The sequence below is a fragment of the Flavobacterium sp. GW823-FHT06G12 genome (assembly GCF_058794775.1).
This window is the reverse complement of record NZ_JBXAHE010000001.1, coordinates 25,247-42,130: the sequence shown is the minus strand read 5'-3', so window position 1 is coordinate 42,130 and position 16,884 is coordinate 25,247. Positions and strand designations below refer to the sequence as shown.

10 protein-coding genes are annotated in these 16,884 nt (G+C 34.4%); 2 read left to right on the top strand and 8 right to left on the bottom strand.

Going from position 1 to position 16,884, the window contains the following annotated elements; genetic code table 11:
• Positions 1 to 12: 12 nt before the first annotated feature.
• Complete coding sequence (locus tag AC1Q5Z_RS00135; RefSeq protein ID WP_343586090.1) at positions 13 to 3,582, bottom strand: SusC/RagA family TonB-linked outer membrane protein; 3,570 nt, start codon at positions 3,580 to 3,582, stop codon at positions 13 to 15.
• 221 nt (positions 3,583 to 3,803) lie between these two features.
• Positions 3,804 to 4,955 (bottom strand): FecR family protein, encoded by a 1,152-nt coding sequence (locus AC1Q5Z_RS00130; protein WP_492443223.1) that lies wholly within the window; start codon positions 4,953 to 4,955, stop codon positions 3,804 to 3,806.
• Between the two features lie 280 nt (positions 4,956 to 5,235).
• Here AC1Q5Z_RS00130 and AC1Q5Z_RS00125 point away from each other — a divergent pair, with 280 nt between their 5' ends.
• Positions 5,236 to 5,847 (top strand): RNA polymerase sigma factor, encoded by a 612-nt coding sequence (locus AC1Q5Z_RS00125; protein WP_492443221.1) that lies wholly within the window; start codon positions 5,236 to 5,238, stop codon positions 5,845 to 5,847.
• A 43-nt stretch (positions 5,848 to 5,890) separates the two neighbouring features.
• On the opposite strand, the gene AC1Q5Z_RS00120 is transcribed toward AC1Q5Z_RS00125, so the two are convergent.
• A complete protein-coding gene (locus AC1Q5Z_RS00120; RefSeq protein WP_278022550.1) occupies positions 5,891 to 6,640 on the bottom strand; it encodes an MBL fold metallo-hydrolase in 750 nt (249 codons plus the stop codon).
• A gap of 25 nt (positions 6,641 to 6,665) precedes the next feature.
• Here AC1Q5Z_RS00120 and AC1Q5Z_RS00115 point away from each other — a divergent pair, with 25 nt between their 5' ends.
• Positions 6,666 to 7,619, top strand: coding sequence for a LysR substrate-binding domain-containing protein (locus tag AC1Q5Z_RS00115; protein WP_492443218.1), 954 nt, complete (start codon positions 6,666 to 6,668; stop codon positions 7,617 to 7,619).
• A 205-nt stretch (positions 7,620 to 7,824) separates the two neighbouring features.
• Here the strand turns inward: AC1Q5Z_RS00115 and AC1Q5Z_RS00110 are convergent, their stop codons facing one another.
• The 5 genes from AC1Q5Z_RS00110 to AC1Q5Z_RS00090 all read right to left on the bottom strand — a co-directional run bounded on the left by AC1Q5Z_RS00110 (position 7,825) and on the right by AC1Q5Z_RS00090 (position 16,880).
• Positions 7,825 to 9,738: a sialate O-acetylesterase gene (locus AC1Q5Z_RS00110; RefSeq protein ID WP_492443216.1), complete on the bottom strand. Its 1,914-nt coding sequence runs from the start codon at positions 9,736 to 9,738 to the stop codon at positions 7,825 to 7,827.
• 130 nt (positions 9,739 to 9,868) lie between these two features.
• Positions 9,869 to 11,518: a GH35 family beta-galactosidase gene (locus tag AC1Q5Z_RS00105; protein WP_492443214.1), complete on the bottom strand. Its 1,650-nt coding sequence runs from the start codon at positions 11,516 to 11,518 to the stop codon at positions 9,869 to 9,871.
• Positions 11,519 to 11,632: 114 nt separating this feature from the next.
• On the bottom strand, positions 11,633 to 13,837 hold the full coding sequence (locus AC1Q5Z_RS00100) for an endo-1,4-beta-xylanase (RefSeq protein WP_488754206.1): 2,205 nt from the start codon (positions 13,835 to 13,837) through the stop codon (positions 11,633 to 11,635).
• Positions 13,838 to 13,852: 15 nt separating this feature from the next.
• The gene (locus tag AC1Q5Z_RS00095; protein WP_343586073.1) at positions 13,853 to 15,217 is read right to left on the bottom strand and encodes a glycan-binding surface protein; all 1,365 of its coding nucleotides are present in this window, start codon (positions 15,215 to 15,217) and stop codon (positions 13,853 to 13,855) included.
• Positions 15,218 to 15,248: 31 nt separating this feature from the next.
• Positions 15,249 to 16,880, bottom strand: a complete 1,632-nt coding sequence (locus tag AC1Q5Z_RS00090; protein WP_198858445.1) for a RagB/SusD family nutrient uptake outer membrane protein — start codon at positions 16,878 to 16,880, stop codon at positions 15,249 to 15,251.
• Positions 16,881 to 16,884: the final 4 nt, after the last annotated feature.

Genomic DNA, 16,884 nt, shown 5'->3' with positions numbered 1-16,884 from the left:
AGTCTTTAAAAATTAAAAGTTAACATTTACACCAAAAACAAAACTTGGAGATTGGAAACCATTCAATAAGAATTTGGCATCTCTGCTTTTTGCTGCAGTAAACACATTTTCGGCATTTAGATTAAAACGCACTCCGTCTAATTTTACTCTCTTCATCAATTCTTTTGGCATTTGATAAGCCAATGAAACGTTGCTTAATCTAATGTTTGAAGCGTCTAGAATGTTAATGTCTGCGTATGAATAAATAGTTTGTGAATCTGAACTAAAATCGGGTTCATACTCATAAACAACTCTTGGAACATTTGTAAATGCTTCGTCTCCTGGCTGCTGCCAACGATCTCTAATATGATTGTTTACAACCGTAATATCTGTTACATAACCACCCATTGCGCCATTGTAGTTGTTGTTGAGCATTGGCAAGAATGTATTTTTAATTTTATGGCCTAACTCATATACAAAAAGTGCCGAAAGCGAGAAGTTTTTGTAATTGGCAGAAGTATGAAACGAACCGCTGTGAATTGGTACTGTTGAGCCAAAATCTTTAATAGCATCGACCTGACCCGGATTGTATTTTACAGCTGTTCCGTTTGCGTCATAAACCTGTGGCAATCCTGTGCTGCTTAGTCCTGCCCATTGGTAACCATAAATTGAGTTAAAACTTGTTCCTACTCTCGGAAAAGCTTGTGCTTGATCTAACTGTAAATAATAAACCGGTGCTTTTACGTTTATAAAATCTACTTTATTTTTATTATTAGCATACAAAATAGCAGCATCCCATGAGAATGAAGGTGTTTTTACGATTGTTCCTCTCAAAGTTACCTCGATTCCTTTATTTGTCATTCCTCCGTTGTTGATGGTATAAGTAGAATAGCCCCATCCTTCTGTTGGAATTCCTTGGCTGCTTGCTAATAAATCTTCTCCTTTTTTGTTATAAAGGTCTAAGCTTCCGTTTAATCTGCTTTTGAACAATGAAAAATCCAAACCAATGTTGGTTGTTGTTGTTTTTTCCCAAGATAATTCTGGATTTGGTCTCGATCTTACTGTTCCTTGAGTTCCTCCAACATTTGAATTAGAATTATAATACGCTGTTAAATAAGGTGCTGTATCTTTAGCAACATTTCCTAAAATACCATAAGAAGCACGTACTTTAAGCGCATCTACCCACGAAACTTTAAAGAAAGATTCTTTATCAATATTCCATCCCGCACCTGCAGACCAAGTTGGTTTATTTTGATATTTACTATCTGTTCCCCAAAGATTAGAACGATCCATACGTATACTTCCAGAAACGGTGTATCTTCCATCATACGTATATCCGCCTGTTGAGTAAACAGATACAAAACGGTTTAGCATTTCTTTTTCTAATGAAAAATCGTCTTGAATCATGTAGCCTCCAAAAACTCCTCCGTATACTTTAAGCAAATCTGCCTGATTTATTGGAGCAAAACCTAAAGTCTGCGAGTCATAACCATAACGTGTATTATTGCTAAATTCTAATTTTGTATGACGAATTTCCATACCAGCAATGGCAGAAAAATCATGTTTTTCATTAAAAGTCTGATTGAAATTTAACTGCTGACGGAAATTGTAAGCGTTTGTAAACTGATTGGTTTCTTTTATAATATCGCCATAAGGCAAATTGTAAACTGCTTTATTGTTTACAATAGTAACTAATTCGTTTACTCTCTTTCTTACGTAATAAGAATCCTTTTCATTAAGCTGTTCTGCACGATCTGAACCATATTCGTATTGGAACATCGCATTGTACGTAAAGGCTTTGCTGAATTTAACGTTAAACTTTGCGTACGTTCTGTTTAGGAAGTTTTTATTTTCAACCAGATTTCTTCCAAATTCATCCATTGGCGTAATATCCATATTATACAATCCGTAATTCTGCATAGACTGAAGCGTAAAATTATTGTAGCGAGATGCAGCAGTCGAAACAAAATTAGTTCCATCGTTATTTACCAGTTGATTGTACGGCTGAAATTTAAACCCAGGCAATGATGCAAGATAACTTTGTGTATCGCCAGTTCCGTAGTTTAAATAAGTTCCTAAATCTAAAGACAGCCAGCTGTTAATTTGAGTAGAGTTTTTCAAATTGATTCCCACTGACTGGTTTTCAGAATATCGATCTTCAAGCTGATTGTCTTTGTAAGTAATCGATGCATTAAAAGTATTGTTTTCTGTAGCTTTACCTAAACTAAGATTGTGCTGCATAAAATACTGATCTCGTTTTGCATATTTTGCAATATCATCATAATACTTATATCCTTGTGCACCAAGTGTATTCAAACGGTTATTCATTTCTGTCATAGAAATTTTGCCTGCGTAACCATTTAATAAAGTATTCATTCCTAAACTTGTAAATGCAGCATTATTTAATAATGATTGCGCATAAGTTCCAGCATTTGCACTTTGTAAATTTGGGTTTCCTGCCGCCCAACCTTTTTCTAAACCAATAATATCAGCAGAATCGGTAAGGTTTCCAGTATAATTTCTATAAGGTGTAACGGTTAAATTGCTTGAAAACGAGATATTTGTTTTTCCAGCTTTTGCTTTTTTCGTTGTAATAACGACAACTCCATTTGCTGCACGAGAACCATAAATAGAAGCCGCCGCTGCATCTTTTAAAACTGTAATTGTTTCAATATCTTCTAAATTCAGATTCGGCACATTTTCTTCTATAGTGGCATAAGGCGTTAGTTTTGTGCTTTCTACAGGAAATCCGTCAATAACATACAAAGGATAAACGACACCTCTCATAGTTGTTGTACCACGAATTTTACCATCCTGATATCCAACAATACGTCCTTCCAAGATTTTATCCATACTGCTCAAACGCTGCTCCTGAAACTCTTTTGCTTTTAAATTGGAGAAAGAACCTGTTATTTTTTCAGCAGAAATATTCTGATATCCAGTCGTTAAAACCAAACCTTCTAATTCCTGCACGTCTTCTTTTAAAACAACATTGATAACGCTTCTTCCTTCAACTTTTATTTCTTGTCTTACATATCCTAAATAAGAATAAGCCAAAGTAGTTTCGCTGCTTACTGCAATAATTTGATATTCTCCATTAAAATCGGTATTTACACCTCTTCCCGAACCATTATCTGCAACTGCTGCACCTACCAAAGGCATTCCTTTTGCATCTGTTACTCTACCCTTTACGATAAAATCTGCAACAGGTTTTTTCTCCTCGGTTTTTTCGGGAGCGATTTTTCTAGGCGTCAAGACAATATGGTTTCCAGACACTTTAAAATCGGTACTTGTATTATTAAAAATTTTATTTAATATAACTTCGATTGAAGCTTCGTATGCATTTACGTCGATTACTCTGTTTAAATCTACAGATCTTACATTGTAAACAAATCTGTAATCTGTAGTATATTCAAGTCTTTCAATTACTTTGGCAACGGTCATGTTGCTGGCATTAAAAGAAATCTTGCTTTTTTGAGAATAAGTGGTTCCGGCGTGCATTACTGTTAAGGCAGTTAGCAGAAATAATGTGGTCAATTTCATTTTCAAATCAAATTTCAAAAAAGGCTTATCAAACCTGATTCTGTTCAAGAGTTTTTTCATACTTTTAAAATGTTTTTTAATGTTGGTTGGTTAATTAACTGACCGCATATACTCTACCGGGAAATGTTGGCGCATTTTCCGGTTTTTTTATAACGATCCTTTTCATTTTGGATTTTTGTTACATAGGCCTCTTTATTTTAGATTCTTGATTTTAGATTTCTCAATCTTGCTTCTTATATTTTTTGTCTTTCTTCTTTGATCTTTTTTCTTTTTCTCCCACTCTATTTAATCGTTATTTTGTCTTGGTCAATGTTGTAATCAATCGCATAACTGTCGCTGAAATATTTCAAGACCACCTCAATTGGCTCATTATCAAAACGGGCATTGAAAATTTCTCTTCCGAGTGTTTTATTTTTATTGATGAAAGTCACGTTATATTGACGTTCTAACTTTTTGATAATATCATCAAAAGATGCATTTTTAAAAACCAGACTCCCTTTTACCCAATCAGTATAATAGTCTGTATTAACCTGTTCGATATTTATTACCTTCTGTCCTTTTTGAGTTGATCCTTTAAAACCTGGCGTTAAATAAACCTGATTTTGACTTGTTTTTTGATCTTTATAAAGTGAAACTTTGCCTTCGACCAATACAACATTTGTGCTGCTATTATTGCTATATGAGTCTACATTGAACTTAGTTCCTAAAACCTCAACATTGACTTCTTGTGCACTTACCGTAAACGGATGGCTTTTGTCTTTGCTAACTTCAAAATACGCTTCGCCGGTTAAATACACTTGTCTGTTTTTATTTTTGACAAATTGAACTGGATATTTAAATGAAGTTCCTGAATTTAAATGCACCAAAGTTCCGTCTGATAATTGTACATCGAATTTTTTTCCGTACGGGATTTTCAGAGTGTTGTAAACCAACTCTCCATTAGCGAAAGCTTTATTATAAACCAGTTTGTTTTTCTCTTGTTTTCCAATAATATTTCCATCTTTATCCGTAACATTTTTCTCTTCTGAAGTATCAATGTTTTCAGATACTCCGTTACCAAATTGTAAAACAATTTCGTCAACTCTCGGTACAATAACATTTTGTTTAACTTGTTCTGAGCTAGAATTTTTATAAAAATAAAATCCTCCCAAAGCCACAATTAAAACTGCTGCATATTTATAATATGATGAAAATCTTCGTTTATAAAAAACATTATTTTCCTTATTGATTCGTTCCGAAAGCTGTTTTCTAACTTCAGTCGAATCAAAAGTGTTCAAAGCAGTATCAATTGCATAATTGGTTTGCACAAAATCCTTAAATACAATTTGATTCTCTTCTTCTTTTAACCACTCTGTGAGCTGCTCAATCTCTTCTTGAGAAGCTTGATTTGTGATAAATTTAACAATTAGTCTCTCTGACTTTTTTACTGTCATTTTAGTCGTTTTTAATATTATTACGAAGCCAAAAAACAAAACCCTAACAATTTGATAAAGTTTTTTTCATTTTACTGATTTTTTTATTTTTCACAAGTCTTTTCTCTCAATAAAACTCGATTAATTTGATAGATTTTATAAGGTAAAAGATTTATATTTGCATTTTTATTCCTTTTTTATTTGTAATAATTTTCGAATAGAAAGGCAAAAAAGAGGGCGTTTTGAGCAAATTCAATTCACTTTTTGACCTCAAAAACTATTAATTTATATATTTGTTTTTATGAAGATGGATGATTACAGCGATAATACTATTCTAATTGAGTCTCTACAAAATGGAGATGAAAGCGCTTACACGTATCTTATCGACACTTATCATCATAAACTTTGTGTATATGCTAACAGCTTGGTTAAGAATGTTTACAGCGCAGAAGATATTGTGCAAAATGTTTTTATTAAAGTTTGGGAACAGCGTACAAGATTAAAAGTAGACCATTCTTTAAAAAGCTTTCTTTATAAACTGGTTTATAATGAGTTTATCGATTTATACCGAAAAAACCAGTCTTTATTTTCTTTAGAAAAATCGTATTATGATGCCTTAAACGGAATTGTTCAGGAAGAAGATTTGGAATCTTTTCAAAGGGTTTTGAATGCTGTGAATAAAGAAATTCAAAACTTACCGCCAAAATGTAAAGAAGTTTTTATTTTAAGCAAAAAAGAAGGTTTGACCAATATAGAAATTGCAGAACATTTGGATGTTTCCATCAAAACGGTTGAAGCGCAGATTACCAAAGCATTCTCAATTCTGCGTACTTCTTTGGAAGAAAAAGTAAAAAGTGTTTTGTTTCTTCTATTTTCTGCTAAAAAAAAATTCAGACTAAATAATTTAATCTGAATTTTCCTTTTATTGTTTTAAAGCTGAAATTGATTGTAAAGCTTTAGGATACGTATTTCATTTTTTCTTCGATAAATTCTAGAATTGGCTCTTTCATATCGTGATAAAAAAGCACTTTCCAGTTTTCATCTTTTGCTTGCTGTTCCCATTTTTTACGAGATTCTCTAGCGCGTTTTCCGTCAAAATCAGTTTTATAGGCAACATGCATTGACCAATATATTTTTTGCGGTAAATCGTCGGCTCCATAAAAAACAATTTCGTCATCGGCTTTGATCCAAAAAACTTGATGAAATTGGGTATGCCCAGCCGAAACTTCATAGAAAATTTCGTCGGTAATTTGTCCGCTGTCAGCATTTAATAATTCCACATTTGGAAGTTTTTCGAGCTGATTCAATATTTCAGGAACATAAGACGGATTATTGATTTGTTCTAAAGCAAAATCTATTTCGCGTTTTTGAATATAAATCGTTGCATTTGGAAAATTCTGAATCAGATTTCCATTTTCAAAATAACCAATTCCTTCAATATGATCTTTATGCAAATGCGAAACCAAAACTTTTGTTATCTGTTGAGGTTCGATATTGTTTTTTCGTAAAATTTCATAAATAAAAGGAATGCCATTATTTACAAATCCTAATCCGAAATCTAATAAAATAACATCATTATCGGTGATAACAACAAAAGGCTGAATGGCCATTTTTAAACCTGGATCGTTTGATTCGTCTGACAAAAGTTTAAATTCTTTTTTAGAATTGGCAACATAATTTCCTTCTTGTAATGCTATAATTTCCATTTTGTTTCTGCTTTAATTTTGCAACATGACAAAGTTCTTAAGAATTTCTATATTTGTAAAACCTTATTTTTCGATAAAATCAATCGATAAAACCGATTTAGAAATGGAACTTCGCCAGCTTAAATATTTTCTGAAAGCAAAAGAATTACTGAATTTTACTGAAGCTGCTTCGGCACTTTTCATCAGTCAAAGTACATTATCGCAACAAATAAAACAGTTGGAAGATGAATTACAGGTTCCGCTTTTTAACCGAATCGGAAAGCGAATAACTTTGACAGAAGCTGGAGATTTGTTTGCCGTTTACGCACAACAATCGGTCAATAAAGCTTCTGACGGATTGGAATTATTAAAAGATTTAAATAATCTGGAAACGGGGAAAGTAGCAATTGGCGTAACGTATGCGCTGCGTCATGTGGTTACAAAAGCACTGATTTTATTTAGTTCTGAATATCCAAAAATACAATTCGAAATAATCTTTGGAACTTCGCAAGAACTCATTCAAAAACTAAATCATTTTCAGCTTGATGTTATTCTGACTTTTGAAGAAATTGCTTCTGAAGCACATTTTAAATATCTGGAATTGTTTACCTCGCCAATGGCTTTGGTTACAGCATCAGAGACGCCTTTGACCCATAAAAAAAGTATTTCTCTAGATGAGGTAAGTTCCTTGCCGCTTGCACTTCCGTCGAGTGGTTTCAGCACGACGCAATTTATCAATAAAGCTTTTGAAAAAAGTAGTTTACACCCAAAAGTTACGATTGAAATAAATGATATTCCAACTTTGCTCGAACTGATTAAAACGGGAAAATGGCATACTATTTTGACCAAAACCACTATTGAAGACGAGAAAGATTTGTACGCAATTCCTATACAAGGCAAAAATATGACACGAACTGCGATGCTTATTTCTTTGAAAGAAGTATATGAGAAAAAAGCGGTTACGGCGTTTTTGAAAATGCTCGTAGAAAATTTGAAGTAATTTTTAAACATCAATATTTTACCGCAAGTCCCAGCGGGACGAAATATTTATAGAAATAATTATGTCGCTCCTATGGAGCTTTTGCCAACTGTGGATCAATTAATCTATAAATATTTCATTCCTCCGGAATTTGTCCTGAGAAAAAATTGTTTACGGCAAACTTTGTCAAAGTTTAAAACTTTGACAAAGTTCTCGTATCTATAGTTTATTTCAACTCTGCTTCAAAAGGCGAAGCTGGCAAGTCTTCTTTATTGTATAAATTAGCTTCAGAAGGATTATCTGCCCAAGCATAACGAACTTTTACAGGATTTGCAACCGAATCATTCCAAACTACGATTTTATCACCTTCAATAATTGCTTTTGCCCAAACAAACTTTCCGTCTGTTCCTGAAATGGCAAATTCCTTTAAATCGTTTCCTTTTTTAATCATAAAGCCTGTTCCAATATCTGAGAAGCTTAAAATCAGTTTATTCCCATTTTGCTTCATAGATTGAAAAATCGGACCTGAGGCAGTTAAGTTTTTTTCTCCGTAAACCAATTTTCTAGCTTGCAATGACAATCTTTTTCCAACATCATATTTGTCTAAAGGATGAATATCGTTCCATTCGCCTAAATCTATTGTTATGGCCAATCCTGTAGTTGGAACTTTTAGCGTATTTAATTGCTGTTGTCTTAAAGCAGCCCAACTGCTTTCTGTTGGTTCTGTTTTTGGCTCCATAAAATTTGGAAGCTGCACCAATAAAAATGGCAATTTTTCCTGTTTCCATTGCGTACGCCAATTTGCAATTAAGGTTTCCATTAAAGCTCCATATTCCAAAGACTTTTTGGTATTAGCTTCTCCTTGATACCATAAAACGCCTTTTATTGGGTAATTTTTCAAAGGTGCAATCATCGCATTGTAAAGCCCGACTGGTTTCCAGCGAACGAAAGTCTGTCCAGGAAGTGGTTCCATTTTTGAGCCTAATTTGTATTTCCAAGTTCCTTTTAGATCAATAGTTTTATCTCCAACAATCAGCTCATATGGTTTATCGGTTACAAAACCTCCTCTCCCTGAATTATTGATAACGCGAACTGTAATTTCATTTTTTCCTTCTTTTAAAATAGCAGCATTAAAAGAATAAATTCTTGGCGGATATTGGTACGAAGTTGTTCCAACGAAACGTCCGTTTACAAAAACGGAATCGGCATCTACAATTCGTCCTAAAATTAATTTTGCCTGATTTTCATTTACTTTTTCTAGTATAAACTCTTTCTTAAACCAAACTGAACCGTTTGTTTTTCCGAGTTCTCCGTCAGCCCAATAACCAGGAATTTGCATTTCGTTCCAATCTGAAGTATCTTCAGAATTTGCCCATTTATTTTTAACACCAATGTCGGTATTGTTTAATAATTTGTACCATTCTGAACTGACTTTACGATCGTTTTCATCTATTTGTTTTTCGAGTTTTCCGTCTTTGAATTTTAAATATTCTTGATAATATTCGGGAAACTTTTTAATGCCTTCTTCGCTAATCCATGATTCGGCAGGAGAACCGCCCAAAGCGCTATTGATTAATCCAATTGGAATTTTATACTTTTCGTATATTTCTGAAGCAAAGAAATATCCAACTCCTGTAAACTGTAAAACATTAATTGGATTTGCTTCAACCCAAGAACCAGATGAAAAATCGTTTCTTTCTTTTTCGAAATAATATTCATCGGGAACTAAAAACTGACGAATATTAGTATTGGCAGATTTTGCAATTTCTTCTTTGTATTTGTCTTTCAAACGATCCATTGGAAGTTCCATATTTGATTGTCCAGAGCACAGCCAAACATCTCCAAAAAGAATGTTTTTTAAAACAATTGTATTGGATGCTTTTAAAGTCATTTCATACGGTCCGCCTGCTTTTTGAGAAGGAATCTGAATGGTCCATTTTCCGTCTTGAGCTGTTGTGGCTTTGTATGTTTTACGATTAAATTCGAGTTCGACTTTTTCGTTTGGCGACGCCCAGCCCCAAATATTGACTTTTGTATCGCGCTGCAATATCATTCCGTCACTTATCAATCGCGGAAGTTTTATTTGCGCATTAATTGCAAAACTTAAAAGGACTGCTAGTAATGTTATTTTGCTTTTCATTTGATATCTTTTTTTTTTGCCACAGATTAAAAAGATTAACACAGATTAATTAAAAAAAAATCCTTTTAATCCTTTTAATCTGTGGCTAATATAATTAGTGGAAATTCGTGAAATTCGCGGCGAAAAAAACCTATTCGTAGCTATATAATTTTATTTTTTGAATTTCGTAATCTCCAACTGAGATTCTTAAATGTCTTCCTTGATGCGTTTGATCTCCGTTGAAATGTCTTATGGTTCTCCAAACTTCATTTTCGAATTTCCCAAAATCTGTTTTTAGAATTCCAGCATTTACATTTTCTTTTAAAGGCTTAAAAGTTACCACAACTCCTGAACCTGAAATATAAAATTCATCTTTAGAGATTTCTATAATAATAGCGCTTGACATTGGCCATGTTTCAGCTTTTGCTCCATCAGACCAATTTAAGGTATAATCATGTTTAAAAGTGAATTCGTAATCGCCCATTTTTATGATTTGTGTATTATTTTCTTTGTCTAATAAAACACCATCAATTTTTCCTTGTCCTTTGTATTTTTCAATTGTCGGAGTTAATTGTTCCACCAAATCGTAGATTTTACCTAGAGGTTCTTTTTTTGCATCGGCTACAGACTCTATTGAAAATGGAGAAAATCCCATTGCTTCATAATGTCCGATAGCATATAATCCTTTAAATGGAGCTGTTTCATCAAAACGATGCTCTGGAATAAAAAGTGGATCTCCTTGACGTGTAAACAAATCGTTCCATTGTTTGAATGACGGATTGTAGAAATCTGGCGCTAAAAAATCTATTGAATTTCCAGCGGCTTTCCAAACGTCCATAATATGAGGCAATGGTCCTGCACTTGGATATTGTCCTGGCTTTTTTTCTGGTGCATTTAGAGCAGCATTAACAAACATCGGAATTGGATAAGCATCTTTTCCTGCTTTGGCAACGATATTGGTAAATTTAGAAAAATACCAAGCCATGAAAATTTCGTCTGTATGCAGTCCTTTTCCAAAAACTTCTTCCCAGTTTCCTTTGGTTTTGAATCCGTTTTTCTTCCAGATTTCTAAAAATTCTGGAACTAGTTTTTGCTTGTTTTTTTCTAAATATTTGATCAATTCATCTGGAACTGGTTTCTGAAATGCAGCATTCGCTAAAGCATGATAATCACGAGCTGTTGGAAGCATTCCGATTTCGTTTTCAACCTGAATCATGATTACGGTTTGGTCTTTTTGATCAAAATCTTTAATATGCGCCATCAGTTTTTTAAAAGCATTCAAATCGGCTTGAAGATTATTTTCGCTAAAAGGCGTCAAAATTTCATGGCTTTTATTTTTATCGTCTTTAACTCTTGGATATTTTTTTTGGTTAAGTTTTATCCATTCTGGAGCGTGGCTTGACATACTGTTTTTCCATGATCCGAACCAAAGGAAAACGAGTTTTAATTTTTCTTTTCTTGCACGGCGAATTAAGTCATCTACTAACTGAAAATCAAATTTACCTTCTTGCGGTTCTATCAATTCCCAATAAATAGGTGTTAAAACCGTGTTGAGGTTCATATCTGTCAATTTAGACCAAATGGGTTCCATGCTTTCCATACTTGTTGCAGAGGAATTTCCTAATTCTCCGCCTCGTATTAAGAATGGTTTTTGGTTTACAATTAATTGTGTTTTGTTTTCTGTTTTTTGAAGATGTGGTATGTTTTGACTAAAACCAAATTGTATTGTCAAGAATGCAATGAGAAACAATTTGCCTTTTGTAAAAACTCTTACTCGATTTGTTTTACGATTGAAAGCCATTTTGATTTGTTTTTTTGCTCGGATAAATCTTGAGCGATAAAAGTTAAGAAAATAAATAATCCATAGTGCAGACCTTTTCAGACTTGCACTATGGATATATTACTAATTAAATATTTAAGGTTTTTGTAATTCTCCTGAGAAACCTAAACTCACATCTTTTCCGGCAAGACCGTCTGCTGTGCCTTTATATGCATGTTTACGAACATAATTTGCATCCCAAAGGTTTGGAGACTCGTTTGGAAGCCAGTATTCATGTTCTTTTGAATTATCAGATACTCCCCAAATTGTGATTCCGTATTGCTGACCTGCAGGAATGTATTTTTTGTACATATCAATAACATACTGGTACATTTCTGACTGAGAGGCTTGCTGTGCAACTGTTGGCGTAGCAGTTCCTAATCTGATATCTAATTCAGAAATTTTAATTAATTTTCCTGTAGCTGCCAATTTTTGGAACATTTGAGCAATTTTGTCTTTATCTGTATTTAAATCAATATGCATTTGTGTTCCAATTCCGTCAATTCTAGCGCCTTTTCCTTCAATGTATTTTACGTATTCGATTAATCCGTCACATTTGTCTAATCTAGATTCTAGGTTGTAATCGTTAATGAAAAGTTTATCTGTTTCATTTCCGTATTGACGTGCTAGTTTGAAAGCTGTTACAGCGTAATCTTTTCCTAGATATTTAATCCATGAGAAATAATCTGCAGCTGTATCGCCTTCTGTTCCGTTTCTTAGCGTTCCATCTTCTTTCATTGGTTCGTTTACAACATCCCAAGCAAAAACGCTTGTTTTGTAATGTGTCATCATTTTAGAAATCCAATCGGTCATGGCATCTCCAATAATTTTAGTTTTCTCAGCATCTGTTTTTTCAATTGTCACTGGAGCTGTTGCACCGCCACCAGCAGATGATCCGTCTGTTACTGTAACATTATCAATATAATAGGTACCAGCAAGTAATCCTAAATCAAAATTGAAACCTGTTTCTGTTCCAGCTGCTGTTATTTTCCACTCAATTAATTTCCAAGTTGTAGAAGTTGCCTGATTTCCTTGGTATTGAGCTGACCCTCCTGTTGTTGAACAACGTACAGAACCTGGTGCTTCTGAACGAATCATATACGAAATTGTGTAATTTTTTCCTGCTGTTAATGTTGAAGTAAAATCTGCATGAATTTGCGTTTTCCATTCTCCACCAGAATTATCGGTTGCGTTGATTACTTTCATTGCGCCGTTTCCTTCGTAAGCTTCTGATGCCGATGCCGCACTCAAGGCATCTGTAGCTCCATTGTATTTTGCCCATCCGGTTATTCCTGAATTAAAATTACCGTTGGTCACCAAATTGGTTACAGCTGTAGCCGCATCAAGATCAACAACTGCAAGTGTATTGGCATCAATCAAGTAAGTTACATTTGGAAGATATCCTAAATCTAAATTAAACTGAAAACTTGTGCTTCCTGATTTAAAATCGCCTGGCGCTAATTTAATTTTAACTTGCTGCCAAGAGGAAGTCGTTTCAAAAGCTTCTGTCCACGTTCCTCCAGTGCTAAACCAATCTTTATATGGATATTGATTGGCTAATGATCCATTGAACGAAATGCGTCCTTTTCCAGCAACATCTGATTTTATATAAAATGAAATTTCATAATTATGCCCATCAACTATTGGCACGTTTGGCGAAGTTAATTGCAAATTGTAAGCTGCAGAAGAACTTGCGCTAGATTCTAATTGAATTGCAGACGAAGTGCTTGTTAGTCCCGCATTGGCAACTGTTGTAATGCCTTTTCCTGGGTTATTTCTAGCCCATCCTGTGAAAGTTCCGCTTTTAATAGGTGTTAAATCCAAGACATTTGTACCGCTTGAACCTGGAATTACTGTTGGGGCAATAATACCGTTTAGATAACTAGCATTTTGATTGGAATGCCAAACTAAAGTGTGTCCGAAAACTGTTAATCCAGCACTTTTTGTTGCTGCAATAAAAGCATCTACGGTGGTAAAGTTAATTTCTCCTTTAGAGTTTACCATTGCACCGTGCTTCATTTCGTAACCTGGCGTTACTTCGTCAAAATTTTCGTTTACGATTTTTCTATAAGCAGCATCGCTCATGTATAAACTTATTCCGATTCCGTTTCCTAAAGTAAAATCAGAGTAGTTTTTTAATGGTTCGTAACGGCTAATTTTTTCTACTAAAGCCAGCGGAAGTTCAGCTCCTGTTACTTCTCCGTGCTCTGGGTCTTTTCCCCACTCCATCAAATTATCATCGCATGATGACAAAATCATTAGTGATGAAGCAATTATTGGTATGATATATTTATATTTCATTTTGTGGTTGTTGGGTTAGTTAAAATCATTGTAAACTGGCGTATCTAATGGTACAATTCTCCAGTTGTCAGTGTACACTTTTACAGAAGTTGCTTTTGAAGGGAATTCTACTTCGCTTGCATTTCCTGTTACGTTAGATAGTTTTACATCAGAATTTTCGAAGTAAATTCCAAAGTTTTGGTACGTTGCCGCTTCACGATATGCTAAAACTGTTTCGAATGTAAATGCTTCTTTAGACCATGCATAGAATTTGTTTAACGGAATTGTAACTGTGATCCATCCTGTTGTATTTACGCCAATTGCTTTACCATCTTTAATCCAAGGAACATAATTGTAACAAGCTCCTGCCCATTCTCCGCCATTAAAGTTATTGATCATACAAATTTTTAAGAAGCCTGATTCTCTCCAAACATCTGGCACATAGATATCAAACTGAAATGCTACTTTGTCTAATGCTGTACTTGCTGGAATGTATGGGGTTAATTGTGCTCTCCAATTGTCTACTCCATTTCCTGCTGTCCAAACTTCAGAACAACGGTTTTTAGCGGCATCAAAAGAAGCGATACGAGCTGGACGATGAGGTGCGTATTTTCCTTGAGATGTGTTTCCTGTTCCTAAAACTGCCGATTCTAAATCTGTTGGCTGAATCATACTTGTTGAAGTTCCCCAATATCCATGAGAACCTTGTCCGTCAAAATCTAATAATATTCCTTTTTTGAAGTTAAAATATCTTGGAGAATAAACACCTCCATTTGATGTTTCTGCGTAAATTGAACCTCCTAAATCTGAAATTCCGTTTGGAACAACTACTGTAAAAGATTCTCCTTCTTCGTCTGAAGTGATTCCTGTTGTTACTTCAACATTTCCTGGAAAAACTACTTTGCTTACTTCTGTTAAGCCTGTTCCTGAAACAATAATTGTTTCTCCTGGATTTGGCATTGTATTGGACATACTTACAATAGAAGGTTTTCCTGCGCGAATTTGAAAAGGAAATGTGACTTCGTTATTGTCGTTTACAAAACGAATTGTATTTCTTACTGATGGATCTGCATCTGTAATTGGAGTATCTGCTGAAATGCTCACTAACATTGAGGTATTAGAAACAAAAACAACATTGAAATAAGTAGAATATCCGTTAATATATACTTTCTTCAAACCTGCAAATCCAGAACCTTCAATGCGCAATAGCTGTCCTAAACGAGCAAAACTAACTTCTCTATCAGGTACAGATGAATTTACATCTTCTAAAAATACTTTTGTAATTGTAATTGTGCTTCCTTCTGAATCGTTATTATCGCAAGAAGTAAACAGCATACTGAAAACCATCATGCTAAGGAGTGCGATGGGCGCCCAATACTTTTTATTTAAAATATATTTCATATTTATATCTTTTAGTTTTTTATTTCTGAAACTAGAATAAGTCTTTTATTTTCTCTTCTGTAAACTGATACGGAACAGGATTTTCTCTCAATAATGGATTCTGAACTAATTCAGATTCTGGATAAGGAAGAGTGAAAATGGTCGCGTCGATTACACCAATTGCTCTCGGACTTGTCGCTTTTGAAGCATCAACCGTAACTGTATTTGTGGCTGTATCGTACAAAATTGGAGTTATTGTTCCTCTGTTTTGTCCTGTAACGTAGTTAATTACTTCTTGCTGTTTGTAGTAAGCTCTACGAACTAAGTCGTACCAATATTGTCCTTCCATACATAATTCAACTCTTCTTTCATGAATAATATCTGCATAAGTCAAAGTTGTTTTTGGGTCTAAGCCTGCACGTGCACGAAGTCTATTTACGACTGAAATGGCTGTTGCATCTGCTGTTGAAGCATTGTTTCCTAAAGCTGCTTCTGCGTAATTCAAATAAACTTCTGCAAGACGCAACATATAAGTGTTTAAAGCAGAATTCATACGGGTAATTTTAGAATTATCTTTTGTAGAACCTACGACACCTTTTTTAACCGTTAGGAAATCTGCAGTGTGATCTACAGTATAACCGCCATTTGCTTTATTAATTTCAGCATAATGATCGCCATCTCCCATAAAAGTTGCTCTACGGCGAAGATCTTTTGACTCATATTCTTGTAAAACATTATAAGAAGCTCTTGTCCAGTATCCCCAAGCGGCATCGTCTCCTGTAATATCAGAACCTAAAGCAAAATAAGCTTGCTGCGTATTGTTTACTCCGTAATCTCCGTTTGGAACCCATTGCAGTGCAAACATTGATTCTGAATTATTGTTATTATCAATCATGAATAAATCTTCATAATTTGCCATTAAGCTATATGGTCCAGAACTCATTACTTTTTCTGCAGCTTTTTTAGCCAAATCAAGATATTCTTGGTTGCGGGTTCCGCTGTTTGGGTTGTCGCTTACTCCCGAAAATGACAAGTAAACGCGAGACAGCATTCCGAATGCGCTATATCTTGTTAAACGTCCAGACTGACCAGCAGTTTCAGGAAGATATTTTGCTGCAAATTCTAAATCACGTATAGCAAATTCATAAACATCTTTCATTGGATTTTTATTCACAATTGGATTTTTTACCAATTCGCTTGGATTTGTAGAAATGATTACATCTCCCCATAATGAAGCCAAATACCAATAAGCCGTTCCTCTCATAAAACGAGCTTCGGCAATGTATCTATCCTTAACTGCATCACTCAACGGACTTCCAGAAATCCCGATGATCACGTTATTAGACTGTTGCACTACATTATACAATGATGCCCAAGCCGAAACCAAAGGTCCTGTTAATCCTGTTTCTGTTAAATCTGTAAACGGATAAACGTAATCTGAGAAAGGCGCATACATGTTTGCAGCACGTCCGTCTCCTAATCCGTAATAAAATTTATCATTAAAATCGAACCATACTTTGTTGTACAATGGTCCTGTTGCTGCCTGAAAATCAGACTCGCTTTTATAAAAATTCTCTTTTGTTATTACATCATTCGGTTCAACATCTAAAATGTCGCTGCAACTCGTCCAAACAAATGGCAATGCAATAATTAAAGCCGTATAAAATATTTTCTTTGTTTTCATTGTG